Here is a 21,186-nt window from a genome sequence, read left to right on the forward strand (position 1 = left end):
AAATATAGGGATGTAATGTCAAAAAAATTATCAAGTATTCTAGATAAAATTAATAATGGGAGAGCTATTAAATTACAAACTTTTCTTAATACAATTGAATCTACTGGCTTAAATACAACAGAAATAAAGAATTCATTATTGTTAGAGCGATCTAAAGGTGATTTTTATTATGTTACTTTTAAAGATCCTGCTATTTGTGAGCAACTTCATAAAGTTGCATTGAATAAAACAGAAACACATATCAGTGCAGCGAGACAAAATAATAGCCACTCTTACAGTGTTGATTGTTCTTTTCTCTTAGCACGTAGACTAAATGACTACCCCTACGTAATAACATTTAACGAAGATGAACAATATAATTCTCCTGAAAATGATATTTGTTCAAGACTGTTAGTTATTGAAAACTTATCTTGTTTTATGAATATTGAAAAATCGATTAAATTTTTACAATCAAACTGTGATTATTCACCTGATATTAATACCTGCATTGTCTTTGGTGCAGGTAACCAGATAAATAATGAGTTACATAAATCCTTTTTAAAGTCATTTCACCAAGTAGACTTATTTCTTGATGTTGATGTAGGTGGTTTGAAAATAGCCAAAACAATAGCCTCAATTTGTGAATCTTCAGTTAGATTTATTGTCCCTTTGGATATTGAAGACAAATTAAGAAAAGTAGAAGTAGGGTTAAATGAAAATCAACGAGAGTACGTTTTTGCCACTGGTAATAATACTCCTTTTTTAGCAGATATTTGCAGCGTTATGCTTGAAACTAATAAAAGCATTGAACAACAGAGTTTTATTTATGAATGATAATTTATTAAACGAGTCATTGCTGGACTCTATGCCATATAAACTTTTAAAAATAGTTTATATAAACTCAGCTAAGCATGCATACACTGAGTTACCAGTAAATGAAAGTTTGGCATTGTTCGGTGTTAATAATGTTGGCAAAACCGCCACACTTGCTGGTATTAAATTAGTTTTATTTCCTGAATCAAATTTTAATAGTTGTGAAGAAAAATTTCACTTCCTTGGTAAAGATGGGCCGTATTCTAAAGAGGAATCATACCCATTTTATTTTCCGTCAGCTAAATCATTCATTATTGCTGAGATCCAAAATATGTCAGGTGTTTATACAATGGTTCTCTACAAAGGTAAAAGTTGGGAGTACAGCCGTTTTTTTGTCCCTGAATCTTATGACAATATCAGACATTTATTTTGGGAAAAGGATCTTTATGATAACCCAATGTTTACGGATTTATCCTTAAAATCAATTGGTGAGCAGTTAAGAAAGATGAATGCTGTCCAGACTAATGATGAAGAAGAGATCGCAAACATGTTGTATGGCGGTCATCGAGGCCATGCTGACCAAAATAAATTCTGTGCGATACCTTTAAAAAATGGCGCTAATAAAAAGTCAATTTCCGCTTTTAAGAATCTTTACCAATTAGCATTTGATATTGGAAAAACTGAGGGGGATAAAATTCCTAAAGCTATTGCCACTTTGATTGAAATGAATCGTAGTAGGAAGCAAGAATCTCTTGATATGACAGTAACAGATCAAGTGGAAAGCTATTATCAACTGGCTCAAGAACGAGATTACTTACAAAATGTAGCTAACCATCAGGATCTCTGGTTAGAAATCGATAAAGACTACAAAGGATTAGAAATTGAGCAAGCCGAAATAATCACAACCATTTATTCTTTGAAAACTAGTTTGGAGAAAAAACAAAATTCATTTGAACAAAAATTTGAGATCGCATCTGAAAATCAATCAAAATCTCAAAAGGCTGAAGAAGAAGCTAAAGCAGCAGCAAAGGTTGTTAAAGAAGCAAACCAGCTAGAAAAAGGTGCTATTAGTGAACAAAAGAAGCAATTTAAGATACTTGCTGAAGATCATAAAAAAGCTTTAAAGATAATTAATGATGAGTACTTAGGGCTTAAGTCAGCATTAGAAATAGCAGCAGATTTCACCACTATAAAGGAAGAAAAAGAAGCTCTTTTAGCTAAGCATACTAACCGAGAGACTTTAGAAAAAGCTCTTGAAGATGCAGTTAAAAAATCAAATGAACATATCAACCAACATAAACAATTAATTACTAATAAAAAAACACTCGAACATACCTTGCTTCATAAATTAGAACCACACTCAGCATCGATCTTAAATGCCTTAAACCCTAAGTTTTCTGAGTTCCCATTCGAACATGATGAGTCAGCATTAGGTACAATAAATGACTTTGGTGACTTGTTTACGATATCACCAAATAAGGAGCTAATATTTGGTCAATCAAAATTCGATATTGATGGGGTAAAACCCTATTCATCTCAGCTTCAGTTAGAGCATTTGAAAAAGGCTATAGAACGCATGGAACCTCTGATTAGCGATAGCCGGACTGAAGTTTCAAAAATTCAGACTAGTTTAAGAAATACTGAGAGTTTCAAAGAAAATGTCAAAATGTTAGAAACTGAAATCGCTACTTTCGAAAGAGATATTTTGTTACTTGAATCATTTAACAAAACTAAAATCGATTATGAAAAAACGAAATCAGAGATTGAGGCTAGAGAAAAAGAATTAGATGTCCAAAATACATATTTCGATAACCTTCAAGACAAATGGAAGTTAACCTTTTCTCAAAAGGGGGATGCAGAAAGTGTCTTAACTAAATTAAATGAAGAGAAAGACAAATACGTTCAATGGAATAGAAGCATTCAATCACTAACTAAGACACTTAATATTAATGATGGTTATGATGGACCGATTGATGATTTAGATATTAGCCAAGAGTGTTTAAATAATATTAATGATCGTTATTTTAATTACTCAAATAAGTATGAACCATTTAAAACTAAAGCCCGTAAGTTAATGGTGAATATTAAACTTGAAGGCATTGATCCATTTGGTGATTATTTGTCGTTAAATGATTATTTAGAAGTCATCTCAAAACTTGATTTGTTATTTCTTGAATACCCTCAAAAACAACAATGGTTGCTTAAAAACATTCAAAGTCATAACTTGTTTATTGATAGTCAGATGTCAGAGCTACAAGACGCTAAAAACTTACTTACTACATTTATTGAAGAATTAAATTCTGATTTAAATCAAACAACTATTTCAAATATAGATGAATTGAAATTAGAAATTAAGTTAGAACCTTTATTTGAGGAATTGCTTGATATTATGTCTGAGTTTGACAAGTCAGATGATCATGCGTTGCTACCCGAAACATTCTATTTGAAAATATCGACTTTTGCGCAAAAGTTTTTTAACAAGAAAAATCGTACCATCAAGCTAGAAAGCATTATTTCAACGGTAAATTATTGTTATCGACTTCAAGGCGAGACGAAGTTTGAAACCAAAGGGCAATCAGGAGGAACTACTAGTGCTATTACCGCATTATTACTTTCAACGCTTTTAAAGCGTATTAGCCCATCATACGCAGAAGTTACAATCCCAATCGTTGTTGATGAAATTGGCACACTCGATATGCACAATATTGATGCAACCATTAAGCAAATTTCGTCAAAGGGTTTTACTGTATTTTGTGCAACACCACACTTTTCACCGCCTGTGATTAAGGGCTGTGGCAACTATATCACTATGGACCAATTCACTATTGAAAAGCCTATCGTTAAAGGGTGTCATTTAATGGTTTTACCTGAATATATAGAACGATTGAAGGCAAATTAATGAAAATACAAAAAGCCTCATTGTTAATAAAAATTCTGGAATATAAAGATGTGTTTTTTACTTTGCTTGATTATGTAAATGACAACGATAATTCAAATGATGTGCCAGAGATAATTTATCTTCAATTATATAATAAGTATATTGCTAAAAATGATGATACTGAAGCTTCCCAATGGCTAACCCTTGAGAGTTTAACTGAAAATGACATCTTTGTTCACAATGATAAAAATGCAGGGACAATTACGTTACAAGCGTTTCTAATTGAAACTCTTCGATTTATAGATATCGAAAGAGCTAAAGAGTTATCCAGTACAGATTTTGAAAAAATTCGAGAGCAATTTCAAAGTATTTGGGAGAGCGTTAATAGTTGCAGTGGTATTGGCTCTGATCATTATCATGAATTGATGGCGAATTTTAATGAACTATTAACAACAACACTTTCAAAAGTTAAACGGAATGTTGAAGTTCTAGCGGTTCAAGCTGATGATATCGCATCTAAATTTGATTTAAGGCATGACCATACTACTTCATATAATGCTAATGATTTATATCAAAAGCTTTCATCATTGTTTGAAAAATATGTATACCCATCACTAGAATTTACTAATCCTAAAATGGAAATGTCAGGCTTTGGAAAATTAACATTTGTGCAAGTCATTGATGAATTTATCCAATACCATTCAAAGGCACCTAAAGTAGCTTCCCAAATTGGCTACAAAAAAACGGCAGTAACATCATTTTATAAAGATATAAAAAGGGTATTAGAAAAACTAGAGCGCTATTACAGGTTTGTCGAGATTGATAGAGCTAACTATTTATCTATTGAAAAAGCGTTTAACCATCTAGGTCAGGAAGTTGACCGATTACGTCACGGTAAATCAAGAAACAAATACCTCACAAATGATTTAGAGGTGCTAAACCAGTACCACACGTTTAAAAATTTAGCTTTTCATAAATCTAAATTTTCAAAGAAGCTAGCTTGGAAAGCACCATTATCAACAATACATTTTAAGCAATGGTTTGAAGATTTAAAGGATACTGAAATAGTTGAAGACGTTGAACATGATTCGGTATTCAACGCTCCTTCTATTTCACTGCAAAGAGAAAAAGAAATTATAGAGTGGTGCATGGCCCACAATTGGGAACGAAATGTTGATGACATCCATCAATACATCCAAATTGAATTGAAAAAGGCTTTTGCTAGTCAATACCAACTTACTGATTTATTGGCAGGATTAGAGTCTTTCTTTGCCATTGTTGATCGCAAGCTTTATAAACGAAGCCCCAAAAAAGTAAAAATAATTGAAGGAAAATACTATATGGATTACTTGATAATTTCATTAACTGCTGAGGAGCCATCGCATGTTTGATAAACGTAAAAGTACTGAAATTTATCATCAGTTAATGAACGGAAAAGTGATCAATAAACATAAAATAGTTAATGATGGTACTAGGGCTGAAAATGCTCTCTATAGTGAAATCATTGAAAATCTGGATGACTATTCAAAACAGTACATCATGGCTGGTTATGAATTTATTGGCTTAGAAGGGCTACCTTATTTTTATATCAGAGAAGCTGGCACTGAGTATATTAGTGATCTTGATCGAAAAGTTTATATATTACTACTTATTGTTTTCAGATACGTAAGCCAAAAATATAGCATGGATAAGCTAACCCATGAAGCTGGTGGGCTATCGACATTTGATTTAGAAGAAATTGATAATGATGAATCATTTAAAGAACTAGCTCACAAGGCCCAGATTGGTGTTTCGCCCATTTCGAAAGGGATTGAAATTAATTTAGTTAATAAGAACTTTATGCTAGCTAAACCTACAGGTGAATTACTTTTGAGTGATGTTGGGCAAGCATATTTAGATGAAGTTAAAAGTATTTATTCAAATATTGAAATTGATAATTATTGATATTCTATAAGATTAGATTATACGGATGAACAGGAATGAATAATTTAGAATCTTTAAGTTGTTACAAGGATATATATGAGCAGTAATATAAACTCAATTGCCAAGTTATTGGATATAGCAGAGCTTGAGTTATCAAAGCCTGAAAATGTTTCAGAAGTCTATGAGGACCTCCGAAAAAAAATAATAGATAAAGGAATCGTTTGTAGAAGCAAAGGGGAGTACGATAATGATTTTTTATTGGATTTGTGGCGTAAAAGAAAAAGTAACGGTATAGCTAATATCACTAGCAATAATATATCAGAAGATGAATTTAAAAAGATTAAGAGGGATCTGATTAAGTTCACAAAAAAAATAGCACGCGGTAATACCCAAAAGGTATTTGATGAGATCGTAGATGGTTTTAAACTGCTTAAAGCACAAGGAAAAACTCGGTATGTTTATCGTGCAGCAATAGCAAGAGTGTTTTGTACTTTTTATCCAGACCAACACATCAATTGGGTAACAAGAGATAATATAAAAGATATCAATATATTATTTTCTGACTCTTTTACTGATATAACTAAAGTGACTTATGTATCTAAAGATATTAATTGGTTTTCAATTAGCTTTAATTTAAGGCAACAAATTAATGATATTAATTCTAACCGTATTAAACCATTAGAAAGCATCATTGTTAGGCAAATAACAAGCCTTTACTATAAAAGAAAGTTAACTTATGGAAAGCCTCCTCATAACTCTAAAGCGACTAGAGAGAATAATGAAAGCGGCAGTATTGATAACTCTTCAACTAAAAGAAAAGAGGTTTCTTTAGGTGAGATTATTTCTCATAATAGAGAAATAATAGGAAGTACAATAACCGTTAGTCAAAAAGAGAAGGAATTGACTCATCGATTTTTGAATTGGATTAATAAACGAAAAGGTATAGAGCTGTACGGAGTTGAGCAGCGAACAGGTGCGCATGATCGAATAGATGTGACAATTAAACAAGGAATGTCTCTGATTTATGCTGAATTAAAGAGTGTTAGCAGTTATTCAAAAAAACCTAAAAGAGCTATTAGAGCTGCACTTGGTCAAGTTTTAGATTATCAATTTTATGATACTAGTAATCAGGCAAGTGAATTATGGATTGTTTTAGATCAATGTAAATTGACTACTAAAGATAAAGAGTTCATAAAATCCTTAAATTCAAATTTCAAAAGTATTACGTTAAAGCTGCTTGTAGAGAAAAATGAATTGTCATTTAGGGAATATAAATAGTAGATAAAATATTATAATTTACTCATGAAATAATTTTAAGTGGCGTAAGTTTTTCTCGGTGTAATGTTGGTGCTATTGAGCTAGAAAACTCTAAATTTCAGCAACAAGATATGTTTAATACTAGTGTGAATAACCTTGAACTAATGCAATGTTATGATCATATTAATTAACGAAATAATAGGTGTCGAAGCAGCAGGCCAAAAAGAAAAATGGACATGAGGCGAAGTATTCTTTCGCCTGGATTTGTTTGCTTAACGTACAATTATTCCCTGCTTACATTAATTTATTGATATATATCAGCAAAAAAAACTTTTTAGTGTGTGTTCTTGTTCCTAATTCTATGGAATTATGAGATATTATTTCATATCTAAAGTTATGTTTTTAGGTGGTTTCGAGCAAGGAGTAGCTTGTTTATCTTATCTCACTATCCTCTTTCCAAAACCTACTGTGTAAACAACTTGGCTTCAATAGAGTTTTTTGCTGAAGCTTCTTAATTTTTTTAAACTCAAAAATAAGGATATAAATTATGTCAGGTAAAATCTCATTACCACATAAATGCCCCAAGTGTGGTGTTGTTGCTAAAACAGGTTCGGAATTAGATAAAATTTTCGGTTATAGAACCCAAGGTGGCGGTGTCACTAATCAAAGCCAATGTAAAAAGTGCAGATAATAATGACTAAGTAAAAACTAATATCAGAAAGAAGCTGGTTATGGTTTGTATTTTTACACTTTAGTCAGCTTTATATGTTTCAAAAAATTACGCTATGTGCTCGTGAGTAGTCGAGATTAAAGCTTTAGGTTTTAAATTAATTGACACTATCAACGCGCCTAAAATTGGATATAACAACATGAATTTTTCAACAGAGTTAGATATTTTAATTAAGTCTCACACACCTGCAATGCAAGTTGTGACATATGAATGGCAACGCTTGTATGGCTTTTGTGTTGGGACTTCAGTTGATCATAAGTTAGATTTATTTTCTTGGAGTGTTGTTAGTGGTTTAAAAAAGTGGGATCAAAATATTAAGTCATTTGTAGAAGAGAAAGATGATAATGATCCCTTAGATATTTTGGACTGGTTCAAAGGTGAAGACATTAAAAATAGTATCTTGATACTAGAAGACTTCCACCCTTTTATTTCAAATGAAAAATTTCAAGTTATTAGGGCTATCAGAGAACTGTGTAGAACAGAGCCATCTAACCGTAAAACTATAATCATTCAAACACCATTCATGATGAATATTAAAGAGTTTGAAAAAGAAATTCCTATCCTAGAGTTAGAACTGCCAAAAGAAGAGACCATCGAAGCCATTTTAAAATCTATTACTGAAGATTTAGATTATGATTCAAAGCCGGATCTTGATGATGAAAGAGAAATTATATCTGCATCAAAAGGGCTTTCTATTATGGAAGCAGAATGGACATATAGGAAAATAATCGCAGAAAAACACAAGATCACGAAAAATGAAATAAATTTAATAATTAAAGAAAAAGAACAAATAATCAAAAAAAGTGGTGTATTGGAATATTTTCATCCTCAAGGTGATTTTAATGAAGTTGGAGGAATGGAGAATCTTAAGGACTGGTTAGGTAAAAGGGGCAAAGCCTTCTCAAATGATGCTAAAGAGTTTGGTTTAGTATCCCCAAAAGGAGTAATGCTACTTGGTATACCTGGCTGTGGTAAAAGTTTGGTTTCTAAAACTATTGCAAATGAATGGGAATTGCCGCTTCTTAAGCTTGATTTAGGTAGTGTGTTTGGTTCATTGGTTGGAGAAAGTGAAGCAAGAATGAGAGAAGCTTTAGCTTTAGCAGAAGCCATATCTCCCTCTATTTTATGGATAGATGAAATTGAAAAAGGCTTAAGTGGTATTTCTAGTGGTGGTGATGGAGGTACTAGTGCCAAAGTTTTTGGAACTTTACTTACCTGGATGCAAGAAAAGAAAAATGAAGTGTTTGTGATTTCTACAGCAAATGATATATCAGCTTTACCTCCTGAGTTATTAAGAAAGGGACGTTTTGATGAAATCTTTTTTGTTGATTTGCCATCAGAAACAGAAAGGGAGGATATATTTAAAATTCATATTGAGAAAAAGAATAGGGATATAAGTAATTTTGATTTTGAAATGTTACGTAATAAATCAGTTGGTTTTAGTGGGGCTGAAATAGAAGAAGCCGTTAATGAGGCTCTTTTTATTGCATATGATTCTAATAAAGAATTGGAGAATAAGGATATACAGGAAGCGTTAGAAAAAACTTTTCCTTTATCAAGAACTATGGAAAGTACAATAAAGGATTTAAGAAGTTGGGCTAAGGTAAGAGCAAGGTTCGCATCAAATGGCACTAGTGAAGAACTGCCAAAGCCTCAAGATGATATACCAACGTTACCGCAAGAAAAATCTAACCCATTTATTAAATAGTAGTGCTATGGCTGAACATAACAGAAGTAAAAAAAGAAATCACAATCATAAGATACAGGCCGGAGATAAATTATTTTACAGCGCATTACATGATGAAAGGGTTGCTGAAGCCATAAGGATGACAACTAAGTCAGCTCTTGAGCCTTATTATAATTTTTTAAATGAAGCTATTAAAGCTGAGAATACAAAAGGCTCGTATGAAATAAATTGGAAGGCGATTGAGTCAAATTATTTATTAATAATCACTCCTGTTTTTTGTAAATTTAAAGTTGAAAAGCCTAAAACAGTCTTCAAAGTTTTTTTACCAAATAACTTTGATTTAAAAAAAGAAAGAAATAAACTTTTTTTTGATGAGCAGGATGAAACTGTCAGATTCAATAGAGATGAAATTACCCTTAAAGATAATGTTATATATTTATCTTTAGATAGATTGCCGCAGCCTAATGAATTATTGGAATTGAATAATGAAGAGGTGGAGTATGAGCTATTTGATGTTGATTTAAATAAAGGTGATATTCTTCAGTCTAATAATGAAAACTATAAAATAGAAAAGTTAGAACAACTTGAAAGTGGCTGGAATATTTACATTAAAACTAATAAAAATATTAAAGAAGTTAGTTTTAATAATACCAATTTACAACTATCTAAATACCAATCAAACTTTGAAAAACTTTTTGATAATTCGAATGAGTTCAAGTATGAAAAGTTAGGTAATGAGTATCAATGTAAGATCTTACCTAAGAGTAAAACTCTTAAAAGTGAAGAGGGTGATGAATATCAGTGGCGTTCACTAAAAAATAAAAGTAAAAGCGATATAGTCATTCAGTTAATAGATGATGATAGTAATGATGAGAAGTCAATATCGGATTACTTTTTTGAAGATGATGTTAGAAGTATTTATCAAGGAAAGGATAGCCGAACTAGCTTTGAGATAAAAAAGAAAAAAAATGAAGACAAAATATTAGTTCTGAAACAGGATTGGAAAAATCCTAAAGAGTTAATTGAAAATGAAAGAATAAAAATAAAAGTCGATACTTCAAACCTGAAAAAGCAGCAAAGCTCAGTTCAGCTTTTAAATAAAACCCCAGTAAAAGCACAAAAAAAACTTCTTAAACTATTTGAAAAGCAGAATGCACATTTATGGAAGTCATCTAAAAGTGAAGCTATAGATAGCTGGTATATTCTCAATAATGAAGATTACGATGGAACTTTGGATCAGCGTGAGTTTGTAAAAAAGGCGATTGCTACAGATGACTTTGCACTATTAGAAGGGCCTCCTGGAAGCGGAAAAACTACCACAATCCTAGAGCTGATTTTACAACTAGTAAAAAAAGGTAAAAAGATATTACTTTCAGCTTCAACTCACGTAGCCATTGATAATGTTTTGGAACGAATTCCCTTATTTGATAAAGATAATTTAGTTGAGCCTTTAAGAATTGGTAGAAGTGATAGTGTAGGAGAAGCTATACAGCACCTTCAAATCGATGCAAAGCTAAAAACATATAAAGATAACGGTATTGGTGAACAATTAGCTCAGAAATTAATTCTAGATAGTGCGAATTTAGTTTGTGGGACAACGATGGGGATTAATCAATTTCCCCCTATAAAAGAGCGAGGTCATAATAGTAACTCTCCGTTAGATACCATGTTTGACTATATGATCATTGATGAATCGAGCAAAACGACATTTCAAGAATTTTTGGTTCCTGCAATGTTAGCTGAAAAATGGATTTTAGTTGGTGATATTAAGCAACTATCCCCCTTTATTGAACAATCCCATATCGTCCATAATTTTAATGTCATGGTTCCACCTGACGTACAAAAGGCGCTTAGGTTAGTTTTTGAAGCTCTTTATAACAATAAAAACTCTTATATTATTGAGGTGTCCGTTGGTGTTGAAAGGGAAATAAAGAAATATCTAGATGTATGGTCTGGAAAAAAGAGTAACCCTTATAAAGACAAAGTGGTTTCTTTTAGCTGTGAAAATGACTTATTTAAATTGCTTGGCAGTGATTTAATACTTATTGCAGAAGGCACATGGGAAAGACGGAAAAACTTTCTTCCTAAAACACATATTCTAATTTTAAATAATGCCCTTGATAGCGATGATTTCTACTTTAAACAGAATTATTTAAATAAAAAAAGAAAGCTAAAGCGTTTTGAAAAAATTAACCGTAAATATTCAAAAACCAATAGCCCAATTGAATATAAAGAATTCTTCAAAGAGATGTTAAAGGAAAAAACTTGGGCTGAAGAAATAGCATGGAGAATGATAAGGGTGTATGAGAGAAGGATGTTAAAAAGCCCAGCATCTTACTATGAAGACACTTATGAGTTGTTAAAACCTATTGGTGAAGATAATGCTGTTGAGCGAGTTTACAATATGACATTACCTTCAATATTAGAGTCTATCCAGGTTGGTAACGGAGAAAAGCACAGACACACTACGACCATAACAGATGGTTTTGAGAAAAGAGATTTGTATTCAAGGCATGAAACATTGAAAACTCAACATCGGATGGCTCCCGATATTTCTACATTTTCTAGAGAAAATTTTTATACAGTTGATGGTGTTGTGGCATTAACAGATGCATCAACAATCAATAGGGAGTGGGAGTATGACCGATATGACCGAAGGGCAGTATGGTTAGATACGCCAAAGAGTGCTCAAGATAAAAAATATGATAGGTATCATCAAAAAGAAGTTGATCTCATAATCAAAGAAACCAAAGAATTTTTAAAGTTTGTAAAATCAAACCCAACAAATTTGGAGGGGGAGCCGTGGACTATAGCAATATTAACGTTTTATAAACCTCAAGAAACTCTTATTAGAAAGTCTCTCAGAGAGCTTTTTGACCAGCCAAATAAAATGTCTCGATTTAATAAAGGAAATACAAGCATTTTACTTTATACCGTTGATAAGTTCCAAGGCATGGAAGCTGATATTGTTTTTCTGAGCATGGTACGAGGCAGTACCATTGGGTTTATGGATAACATTAATAGGTTAAATGTTGCCCTAACTAGAGCGAAATACCAACGTGTAATTGTTGGAGATAAACGCTTTTTTACACAGCAGAAAAACTCAGAAGAGTTAAAGAAACTAGCAGGTAATGGAGAGTAACTTTGAAAATAACGCTAATAAAGCCAGTAAAGGTAGAGCAGATTGAATTTATTGGAGAAGTGAATTTCTTTGAAGTTGACTCCCCCTATATTGAACTACTCAAAAATATAAAGTCAGAGCATGACTTAGAGAATGAGTTATATCAAAGAGGGTTGACTCTTGCGGCAGTAAAAAACGTTGTGAGTAAATTAGAATCTTTAGGTGTGCTTAAAACTGGATATATAGAAAATATCAATAATGGTTTTCCAGAAAAAGAATATGGTAAATACGCTTTAGAGATTTTTGAAAATAACACCAGTCTTCCTTTTAAATTTAAAAATAAAAAGATAGAGCGTATAAATGCTAATCCATGGAGTAAATATGATGATCTTACACAAGATCGGAATTTAGTTAATAAGGCCAAGGATATTGATAATAAAGAATATGAAGTCAATAGAATTGAAAATGATAAAGCTAATATAACTGATCGAGGCAGAGCTGAGCTGAAAATTATTTGTGAGAATGGAGGTTGGCGGTATGTTCTCGATAACAAATCTTTCGATATGGTTGGAATTAACTTTAGCGATTTATTTAATGACGATTGGGATGAAGAGAGTGGTTCATTAAAGATCGATTTTGAAAGTGTTTCAAAGCAAACAAATGCGGCAGGAGCTATGGAGTATTCATATGAATCTTCCATAAATATTGAACAATTTGGGCAATTAACGGCAACCTTTAAAAGTATACCTGTCATACCCAAAACACCTAATGATGCAAAGTTATGGTTTGTACACCTTTTAAAAAGTGAAATTGAGAAAAAAAATCGCTACATATCAAAAGATGAATTACAGCACCTGTGGTCAAATCTCATAAGTAATAGGCCAAAATTTCAAAAGTTTGATTTAGCTTTTAATTTTGACCTTATTTTAAAAGAGTTTGGTAAAGATTCTAAGTTTTATTGGTTATTGCGAGCTGGTATTGATCTTTACCCTTTTGCAAATTCGATGCGTCCGAAAAATAGAGTTGTAATACAAAGTGATGATGATATTGATCTTAAAGCTAGCCTGTTTAATTCATTTAATATTAAACAACCTCAGAAATTAATAATTGTTGATAGGTGGATAGTAAACTTGAAGCAATTTGAGGCTTTAGAAAAAGTCATTGAAGCGTTTGGCCACCCTGAAACAACTATCATCACACAGGAAGTGAAAGAAAAAAGAAATGAAAGGGAGATTCATAATATTGTTCAGAGAAACGGTATTAAGAGACTTGTAAAAGACAAAAAGGATATTGTTCATCAAAGATATTGGAAAATTGATGAGGAGTATTACCAAACAAGTGAGAGCTTGGATTTTATAACTATTGAGAATGGCTCTATCAGAACCAAATATACGACATTTGAGCTATATGATAAAAAAGATCTCGATCCTAACTTGTTGCGTTTAAGGGTGAATTAAGTGTCATTAATAAAAAAAATAAATTTAGAAAAAACAGTAGACTATTCTCAGAATAATTTGGAGTATTTTAACTGTTGTGATCATGCTAGTAATTTGAGCGATTACCAACAATTAACTAATAAAATTAGATTGGCAAAAGAATCAGTAAAAATTGCTACTACTGATGGGATAGCTAATGAAGTTTATGATGCTTTGCACTCGAACAGTAATTTAAACGTATATGTTGTTTTTAAATCTTTTGATAAAGAGGCAAGTTCGCTCTCAAAATTTGATAGCAAAAAACCAATAATAGCAAGAGAAGTGAAAGAGTTAGATAATAACTTTATTATTATTGATGACATATCGTACTTGCTTATTAATCCATTGTCCCAAAAAGAAAATTTGTTTTTAGAATTTGATGAAAAGAAGACGGAAGATTTGAATTTCATATTCAATTATTTATTCTGGAATTGTTCAACGCTTGAGAAACTGGTTGATAAAGTTTCACAGCCAATAGAGTCACCTTTCCCTCCCTTTGATAATCGTAAACTGCAATCTATCAACTTAATTAATGAAAATATAAATAATATAGAAACAATATATATTCCAAGAGATAAACGTTTTAGTGACGACTTAAACAATGAATTCGCAGTAAAGTATTTTAGCGATGATATTAAAGCGCCTATTTATCTTACTCATGAATTTACACAAATAGGCAGGTTATGCATTAAAAACATGCGCTTTGCTATAAAGAATCATTGGGAGCTAAAAAGCAATATTCTAGCTGACATCCCTACAAATTTTGAGGTTATTCCACGAGAAGATAGTTGGTTTAAAACCATTAAAGTTACAGATTCAAAAACGGTTAAATTACAAGATATCAGGGCTGAAACAATTGATGCAATGAAGGAAACAAAACCAGTTAGTTTTCCTGAAGAAAACTATGTTAACAGCATATGTTTTAATTGGGACGTGTTACCGCCAATTAAAGCAACAAACGCAAAGATGTCACCTTTATATCGTGAGTATAGTGATTTATCTCGCGAGTTTGCTCAGCAATTATCTTTACTTGAAAATAAACTTAATGACTTACATAAAGAAAGCAGTATTTTATCTTCACTTTTAGGGGTAAAAACTAAAACTACTAACGACTTAAAGAGAGTAGCTGAATACAAAGTACGAAAATTAGAAGAAGAAAAGCCTATTGAGTTAAGAGAGTTATTTACAAAAGAGTTTAAAGATTTTTTTAAAGGGGTCATTGACTCAGAAAAGAGTTTTAAGAATAACAAACAAAAACAAGAGACAGAACACCGATGGGAAAAAGCAAAAAAAGATAAAATAATTGAGCTTAATAAAAAGCAAAAAGAAATTGAAACTATAAATGAAAGTTTAAAAAATGATAATAATACTAAGCAAAAAGATAAACTGAAAAGTTTAGAAAAAAGCTTAAGTAAGCTTAATCAAGATATTAGTAATAATTATACTAAGTTTGTATTTGAGCCAAAGAAAAATGAAATGGTGCATTTATCAAAAGGAAATACGCTTAAATATAAAGAGTTTAAGATCCCGGCTTTTGCATTACCAGAGGTGGGAATTTTGTATGAAAGTAATGATAGCTATTATTTAGAAATCCATGATTATGATCATTTGGACAAGGCTAAAGAGTTAGAGCAAAGGTATAACAATAAGAACTATAAAGTAGTTGCAGGAGAGAGCGATGAGTAGAGTTATTCATGTGAAAGGGAAGGTTTTTATTGAAAATAGAAAAATAGCGATTGATATCATTCAAGAGGCTAGGAATGGTATTTATTTTGAAAATAATCAATTTTTATTTAAGAGATATGATGCCTACGACCAAATAAGTGAACGCCAAAAAATTAGAGAGATGGAGGAAGTTGAGCAAGAGTATTTAAAGCGCTTTAATTTGTTTCAGCAAGAAAGAGAAGGACAAAATAGAATAAGGACAGAGAGAAATAATCGAAATCAAGAAAGGTTAGCAGCGTTACAAAGGCAAAATGACAAGCTAGAACAAGAAAAAAGAAAAGCCAAGCTTGAGCAAGAAAAAATTGAAAAGCTAGAAATGGAAAGGCTGAAAATAGAAGAAGAAAGAAAAGCTATAGAGTTAGAAAAAGAGAAAATGCGAATAGCTGAAGAGAAAAGAATTCAAGAAGAAAAGCTAGAAAAAGAAAGGCTAGCAGAGGAAAAAAGGGTTCTCAGAGAAGAAAAAGCGATGCTGATAATTGAGAATGCCAAAAAGCAGGGTTATAAAATTAAAAAAGAGTTGAGGAAAGACAATACGATAAAGCTTGTGCTCCAGCAAAGGTCGTATTAATGCTAAATGTTTATAATATAGAAACCTCAAATTATGTGAATGGTAACGGTTGTAGATATGTATTATGGCTTCAAGGCTGTGACCTAAAATGCACAGGCTGTTGGAATAAACAAACTTGGAACTTTAAACCTAAGACATTAAAAAGCGTTAATGAAATATTCGATCAAATTAAGAGCTTAGAGCATCAACTCGATGGGGTAACTTTTAGTGGAGGAGAGCCATTTTTACAAGCAGATGAACTTTCACAACTAGCAAGGCTTATCAAAGAAAAAACACATTTGGATATTCAAATATTTAGTGGTTTTTCAAAAGAAGAACTGAATGGAAAGTCACGAAGTGAATTATTGAAATATACCGATATTCTGGTGGCTGGAAGATTCGACAGTAGCAAGTTTAACAACAATCAGGTCGTTTATCTTTTAAATGATAATGTTGATATTTGGCAATTTAACAATAGTGATGTTGAAATTGAGATTCAAGAAAATATGGATATAAAAGTTACAGGCTACCCAACCAATAAACTACTTGCTGAGATTAAAGAGGATACAAATGAAAGAGTTTAATGTAATAGTTGAAATAGATGAGGATGGTAATATTAAAGCCGAAACTAAAGGCATGGAAGGTGAAGTTTGTGTGACTGAATTAGATGAAATTTTAGAGGGGCTTGTTGGAGAAAGGAGCTTTAAAAATAAACCAGAGTTTTATAAAACATCACAAAAAATTAATAAAAAAGTAAAAACGATAAAATAAATGAAATACTAATGCGAATGCACCGCAGCAATAGAAAATTGAAAAAAATGACATTTTTTTGGAAATATTTTATTCGAAAATCAACCTATTACTTGAATGGGGTCAGTGACGGAAATAGTTAAATAACAAAAATAAGGAACAAGTAGTAAATGAAATTGGATAATCACCTTTTATATATCGATATTACTCAAGTGTGTGATATAGGATGTTCATTTTGTATGTATACAGATAAACATTCCAGAGAAAATATGATTTTAACTCAGGCTGCCAGAGAAAACCTTAGAAATTTAATAAATGATGAAGGAGTTAAAAGGGTTTCTATAAGTGGAGAGGGTGAGCCTATTTATAACCTGAAGGTATTTAAAGAAATATTAAAGCTTTCAGGTGGTGGTGTTGCTTTTGAGTTCATAACAAGTGGCTTTGTTAACCATGAAAGGCTATTAAAAATTTACAATGAAATATCAGAAATTATTCTATCAAATGGTGATTCTTGTAATATCCGATTAAGTTCAGACTCCTACCACATAGATAAAATTCCGAATAAACCACACGGTTTTAGTATTCAACAATTTATAAAATTAAATAATGAATTTATGTCACTATCATTTAGATCAATTGATATCGATAAAGAGTTTACGAGAGCATTTTTAAAAGAGCAGTCAAAAAAGTTTGGTTTTGATGGCGAGATTGTGAGTATTAGCAAATTAGAAGACACGCTCCTTGTAGAAGGATTTGAGTTTAAAATTGACTATAAAAATTTAGTGAACCCAACTTTTTTGGTGGAAAATAATTTTATTGATATTTATGAATATATTGATGAATTAGAAAAGCGTTATCTAAAGCCTTTTACTCTTGGAAGCATGAATAAACACCCAAGTTCTAACGGGTTAGATATAACCATCAAGCCAAATGGTGATGTTTTCTTATATGGGATTGAAAGTCTTAAGTTGGCAAATATCCATAATGAAGTAGTGACTATTTCCACATTAAAAGAAAAAATGGTTTCAGACCCCCTTATCACTAAATTATATTCGATACCTTTCAAGAATATTTTGAATGAGCTTTGCAAAGATAGAAATACTAAATTGCTTATTGAAAAGGTAAATAATCCTTATTGGGTAGTAAAAGAGTTAGGTAATGACGAGCGGCAAGCAATTGCGAGAGTAGCAAGTTGATCGACTCACATACTCATACTAAATATTCAAAACATGCTACAGGCTCAGTTACTGAATTGATTGAAGCTGCTATATCTAATGGTATAAGAATTTTAACTATAACTGATCATGCCCCATTTTTAATTGACAAAGATAATCGCCTCCTTGAATCAGAAGTTGATTCATATGCAAAAGATGTTCTGTTGGCTCAACAATCATATAAAGGTGAGATAAAAATTTTATATGGAATGGAGTTTGATTACTCACCATTGCACTCAAGTTATGTTGAGAAGTTAATAAGAAACTTAGATTTGGATTTTGCTATTGGATCTATCCATTATATTGAAACTGCAAATGGACGTGTTAACAATTGGGATATAGGAAAGTTAAATACTAAAGAATATTGTGAGCTTTATTTTGAAAGTCTTGAAGAGCTTATAGATACAAAACTTTTTAATTCTATAGGGCACGTAGACTCAATTTTAAGAGGTGGTATCAGTGAACAATATTTTTGGAATTATTTAAAAAATTTAATTCCAAAAATTAAGGGAGTAGATCTATCTTACGAAGTAAATTGCTCAGGTATATTTAAATCAATGATTTGTCAGAAAACTGGGGGGCATATTAATAATAAGGCTGCTTTTCCAAATTTTAATGTTATAAAAAAGTTAGTGGATTTAGGTGTAGATTTCACGATAGGTTCTGATGCTCACAAACCTGAGCACGTTGGAAGAGGAATAAAAGATACGACAAAAGAACTTCAAGGCATAGGGGTTAATTCTCTTTGTTATTATGAAAAGGGTGAAAAAAATAAAGTAAATATAAGGGAGCTTTGTCAGTAATGATGTACCCATTTGAAAGTAATTCTATAGAAGTTCGCCTTATAGAAGCAATTAGTGAATTAGAACCAGAGAATACGGCTTTCATAAATGCTATTTCAAACGCCCTCAATACAACACTGGAAGAGTGCAAGAAAGGGACTAAATTACTAAAGTTATATAAGAGCATTAAACAGCGCTCTGATATTCCAACTTTAAACCAGCAACTTAAAAAGCTGGAGAGGTTTCTTCTACTAAATGAAATGCTAAATGTTGAAGAGTTTAAATCACTTTCTAAAGTAATTTGTAACTTTGATATGACTCAAAATGAACATGGTGATTTTGTCTCGTATACAGGTGATTTCCTTGAAAGTATCGCTAATAAATATAGTTTAGCTAAGCATGGAAGTTATAACGAAATTAAGTTTTTTGCAGATCAGTTGTCTCATTTATTTATTCAGGAAGTAATGAAAGAAGGTGGTTATTGGCAAAAGTTATTTTTAAAGGCAAAAATAAATAATGAGCACGTTGTTCTTTTTATTCCAGGCTCTAGAAATATAGATTCTACATCGAATTTAACATTTGAACTTGCGATTAAAAATATCAATATTTATTTAAGCAGGAATTCATATCCAACTATTGCAAACGTTAAAATCCCAAGAATCGACCCACCATGTGAAAATTACGCAAGCTTGACCTTATCTGAAAGAGAAGAAGTTTCTAAAATTCAAGATCATATTTTGCCTGGTGAAAACTTTTATAATGGTAGAAAGATAAACGTAATTTTTGGCGATGATGTCTTAATTACAGGTGCTACTGCTGATAAAGTGTATTTTGATTGCATGAGCAAAGGGGCAATTTCCTTCCAGTCTATTTACTCTGTGATTATTAACCCTTTAGTTGCTAATGCTGATCCTACTATCGAAAGTAAACTTAACAGCAGTGTGATCACGGGTAAGCTAGATAGCTCTGCACTTTACGCTTTTTCTCATTCTAATTTTGTCCCAGTGATGAAGTCTTTTAGCTTTCTATTAAACTCAGAAAACACAAGTGATTTAAAGGTGTTCCTATCAAAAATACCTGACGATAACGTTAAAAAATTGTTCGTATACGCAATGTCTAATGGTTATTTTAATGAGAATAAATATAGAAATGCTATGACTATTCTGGATGGATACGTTTTGGAAAAAGGATGGTTTTAGTTTGCAATTCAATAAACGTGTTTTTTTATATTGGCATTCAGGAGAGAATAACCTACCAACGTTACTCAAACAGAATTTACAAAACATAAGAAATAGATTAAATGGGAGTGATTGGGAAGTAATATTACTCTCCCAAAAAAGCTCAGAAGAAAATTTTATTGGTAATTGGATTGACTTGCACCAATGCTTAGATTCAATACCGAAAAAAAGGATTGAAGATACTGGTAACGAAGCTTTAATTAGTGATGTTATAAGGTTAAATTTACTTTTGAAATATGGTGGGGTGTATTTTGATATGAGTACAATATTACTTTGTAGCTCCATAGAAGAGCTTTCACTGTATAAAAAACTCACTGATAATCAAACTTCTACTTTTGCAGGATATAGTAATGCAACGTTCACCAATAAGTTTAATGGAACTTCTGTTTTCAGAAACTCTATAGATGGAATTGAACTAGGGGCTTTGTTCGCGAAAAAAGACTCTACCTTCCTTAAAGCTTACTTAAAAGAAATTTATAAATACTGGGAGTGGAAAAAAATAAATTATGATTATCGAGATTACCCTGAATTTAAAAAGTATGATCTCAAGAGTAAAAGTTTTTTAAATGAATACCATGTTCACTACAGTATTTACCACCTAACTTTGTATAAATACCCTGAAATTCATAAGCAAATAGCATCACAAAGCATCCATATGATTGGTAAAGAAAATGCAAGTCAACATGGCCCTTATGCTTTTACTGATTTATTTGCACGCGGGGATGGTTATGGCTCGGCTTCACCCGATAAATTAATGTATGCATTAATTGATGAGGTTGTTTGTGATTATAAGGGTAAAGAAGTAACGTTAAGTCATAGGAAGGCTTTAATTGAAAAAATGGAGCTAGTGATTATCCCTGGGTATTTGAGAAAGAGTATTGAAGGAAAATTAACTGCTTTATCATGCGTCTCTGAGCTAAGTGGTTGCTTTAAATACCTATACCGTCTAGCCTGACTAGATAAAGTACCAGTGCTAACAACTAATAAATAAGTTTACTTTACTATGTATCATTGCCCATAAGCAGTCATAGCTATAGCTCACGCTCTATACTGTATTTTGTTTTTTT

At 31.7% G+C, this 21,186-nt stretch carries 17 protein-coding genes; all 17 read left to right on the forward strand.

The genetic code is table 11. From position 1 onward, the window contains the following. Positions 1 to 15 precede the first annotated feature (15 nt). Complete coding sequence (locus tag FGD67_RS21480) at positions 16 to 813, forward strand: hypothetical protein (protein WP_257173050.1); 798 nt, start codon at positions 16 to 18, stop codon at positions 811 to 813. Then, positions 806 to 3,691 (forward strand): hypothetical protein, encoded by a 2,886-nt coding sequence (locus tag FGD67_RS21485; RefSeq protein WP_257173051.1) that lies wholly within the window; start codon positions 806 to 808, stop codon positions 3,689 to 3,691. Before FGD67_RS21480 ends, FGD67_RS21485 begins: the two co-directional genes overlap by 8 nt. Further along, positions 3,691 to 5,061 carry a hypothetical protein gene (locus FGD67_RS21490; protein WP_257173052.1) on the forward strand — a complete coding sequence of 457 codons (1,371 nt, stop codon included), beginning with the start codon at positions 3,691 to 3,693 and terminating at the stop codon, positions 5,059 to 5,061. The genes FGD67_RS21485 and FGD67_RS21490 overlap by 1 nt, the downstream gene beginning before the upstream one ends. After that, the gene (locus FGD67_RS21495) at positions 5,054 to 5,614 is read left to right on the forward strand and encodes a hypothetical protein (protein WP_257173053.1); all 561 of its coding nucleotides are present in this window, start codon (positions 5,054 to 5,056) and stop codon (positions 5,612 to 5,614) included. The genes FGD67_RS21490 and FGD67_RS21495 overlap by 8 nt, the downstream gene beginning before the upstream one ends. Positions 5,615 to 5,689: 75 nt before the next feature. Then, positions 5,690 to 6,871, forward strand: coding sequence for a hypothetical protein (locus tag FGD67_RS21500; protein ID WP_257173054.1), 1,182 nt, complete (start codon positions 5,690 to 5,692; stop codon positions 6,869 to 6,871). Positions 6,872 to 7,397: 526 nt separating this feature from the next. Continuing rightward, a complete protein-coding gene (locus tag FGD67_RS21505; RefSeq protein WP_257173055.1) occupies positions 7,398 to 7,541 on the forward strand; it encodes a hypothetical protein in 144 nt (47 codons plus the stop codon). 178 nt (positions 7,542 to 7,719) lie between these two features. After that, the gene (locus tag FGD67_RS21510) at positions 7,720 to 9,288 is read left to right on the forward strand and encodes an AAA family ATPase (protein ID WP_257173056.1); all 1,569 of its coding nucleotides are present in this window, start codon (positions 7,720 to 7,722) and stop codon (positions 9,286 to 9,288) included. After that, positions 9,206 to 12,409, forward strand: a complete 3,204-nt coding sequence (locus FGD67_RS21515) for an ATP-binding protein (protein ID WP_257173057.1) — start codon at positions 9,206 to 9,208, stop codon at positions 12,407 to 12,409. The genes FGD67_RS21510 and FGD67_RS21515 overlap by 83 nt, the downstream gene beginning before the upstream one ends. A 2-nt stretch (positions 12,410 to 12,411) precedes the next feature. Further along, complete coding sequence (locus tag FGD67_RS21520; protein ID WP_257173058.1) at positions 12,412 to 13,845, forward strand: hypothetical protein; 1,434 nt, start codon at positions 12,412 to 12,414, stop codon at positions 13,843 to 13,845. Further along, the gene (locus tag FGD67_RS21525; RefSeq protein WP_257173059.1) at positions 13,846 to 15,549 is read left to right on the forward strand and encodes a hypothetical protein; all 1,704 of its coding nucleotides are present in this window, start codon (positions 13,846 to 13,848) and stop codon (positions 15,547 to 15,549) included. After that, the gene (locus FGD67_RS21530; RefSeq protein ID WP_257173060.1) at positions 15,542 to 16,156 is read left to right on the forward strand and encodes a hypothetical protein; all 615 of its coding nucleotides are present in this window, start codon (positions 15,542 to 15,544) and stop codon (positions 16,154 to 16,156) included. The genes FGD67_RS21525 and FGD67_RS21530 overlap by 8 nt, the downstream gene beginning before the upstream one ends. Further along, on the forward strand, positions 16,156 to 16,719 hold the full coding sequence (locus FGD67_RS21535; protein WP_257173061.1) for a 4Fe-4S single cluster domain-containing protein: 564 nt from the start codon (positions 16,156 to 16,158) through the stop codon (positions 16,717 to 16,719). Before FGD67_RS21530 ends, FGD67_RS21535 begins: the two co-directional genes overlap by 1 nt. After that, the gene (locus tag FGD67_RS21540; protein ID WP_257173063.1) at positions 16,706 to 16,906 is read left to right on the forward strand and encodes a DUF2997 domain-containing protein; all 201 of its coding nucleotides are present in this window, start codon (positions 16,706 to 16,708) and stop codon (positions 16,904 to 16,906) included. Before FGD67_RS21535 ends, FGD67_RS21540 begins: the two co-directional genes overlap by 14 nt. Positions 16,907 to 17,055: 149 nt before the next feature. Further along, entirely contained in the window at positions 17,056 to 18,081 is a 1,026-nt protein-coding gene (locus FGD67_RS21545) for a radical SAM protein (protein WP_257173064.1), read from the forward strand. Next, complete coding sequence (locus FGD67_RS21550; RefSeq protein ID WP_257173065.1) at positions 18,078 to 18,902, forward strand: histidinol-phosphatase; 825 nt, start codon at positions 18,078 to 18,080, stop codon at positions 18,900 to 18,902. The genes FGD67_RS21545 and FGD67_RS21550 overlap by 4 nt, the downstream gene beginning before the upstream one ends. Then, positions 18,902 to 20,080: a phosphoribosyltransferase family protein gene (locus tag FGD67_RS21555; RefSeq protein ID WP_257173066.1), complete on the forward strand. Its 1,179-nt coding sequence runs from the start codon at positions 18,902 to 18,904 to the stop codon at positions 20,078 to 20,080. The genes FGD67_RS21550 and FGD67_RS21555 overlap by 1 nt, the downstream gene beginning before the upstream one ends. Then, positions 20,049 to 21,074, forward strand: a complete 1,026-nt coding sequence (locus FGD67_RS21560; protein WP_257173067.1) for a capsular polysaccharide synthesis protein — start codon at positions 20,049 to 20,051, stop codon at positions 21,072 to 21,074. Before FGD67_RS21555 ends, FGD67_RS21560 begins: the two co-directional genes overlap by 32 nt. The last annotated feature ends 112 nt before the right edge of the window (positions 21,075 to 21,186 follow it).

Source organism: Colwellia sp. M166 (assembly GCF_024585285.1).
Lineage (GTDB): Bacteria > Pseudomonadota > Gammaproteobacteria > Enterobacterales > Alteromonadaceae > Cognaticolwellia.

Bases quoted from the DNA above. Each gene is read 5' to 3' on its own strand.
- FGD67_RS21500 (WP_257173054.1), top strand. From the start codon at position 5,690: ATGAGCAGTAATATAAACTCAATTGCCAAGTTATTGGATATAGCAGAG.
- FGD67_RS21495 (WP_257173053.1), top strand. From the start codon at position 5,054: ATGTTTGATAAACGTAAAAGTACTGAAATTTATCATCAGTTAATGAAC.
- FGD67_RS21485 (WP_257173051.1), top strand. From the start codon at position 806: ATGAATGATAATTTATTAAACGAGTCATTGCTGGACTCTATGCCATAT.
- FGD67_RS21530 (WP_257173060.1), top strand. From the start codon at position 15,542: ATGAGTAGAGTTATTCATGTGAAAGGGAAGGTTTTTATTGAAAATAGA.
- FGD67_RS21480 (WP_257173050.1), top strand. From the start codon at position 16: ATGTCAAAAAAATTATCAAGTATTCTAGATAAAATTAATAATGGGAGA.
- FGD67_RS21555 (WP_257173066.1), top strand. From the start codon at position 18,902: ATGATGTACCCATTTGAAAGTAATTCTATAGAAGTTCGCCTTATAGAA.
- FGD67_RS21510 (WP_257173056.1), top strand. From the start codon at position 7,720: ATGAATTTTTCAACAGAGTTAGATATTTTAATTAAGTCTCACACACCT.
- FGD67_RS21545 (WP_257173064.1), top strand. From the start codon at position 17,056: ATGAAATTGGATAATCACCTTTTATATATCGATATTACTCAAGTGTGT.
- FGD67_RS21535 (WP_257173061.1), top strand. From the start codon at position 16,156: ATGCTAAATGTTTATAATATAGAAACCTCAAATTATGTGAATGGTAAC.
- FGD67_RS21540 (WP_257173063.1), top strand. From the start codon at position 16,706: ATGAAAGAGTTTAATGTAATAGTTGAAATAGATGAGGATGGTAATATT.
- FGD67_RS21505 (WP_257173055.1), top strand. From the start codon at position 7,398: ATGTCAGGTAAAATCTCATTACCACATAAATGCCCCAAGTGTGGTGTT.
- FGD67_RS21490 (WP_257173052.1), top strand. From the start codon at position 3,691: ATGAAAATACAAAAAGCCTCATTGTTAATAAAAATTCTGGAATATAAA.
- FGD67_RS21560 (WP_257173067.1), top strand. From the start codon at position 20,049: ATGGATACGTTTTGGAAAAAGGATGGTTTTAGTTTGCAATTCAATAAA.
- FGD67_RS21515 (WP_257173057.1), top strand. From the start codon at position 9,206: ATGGCACTAGTGAAGAACTGCCAAAGCCTCAAGATGATATACCAACGT.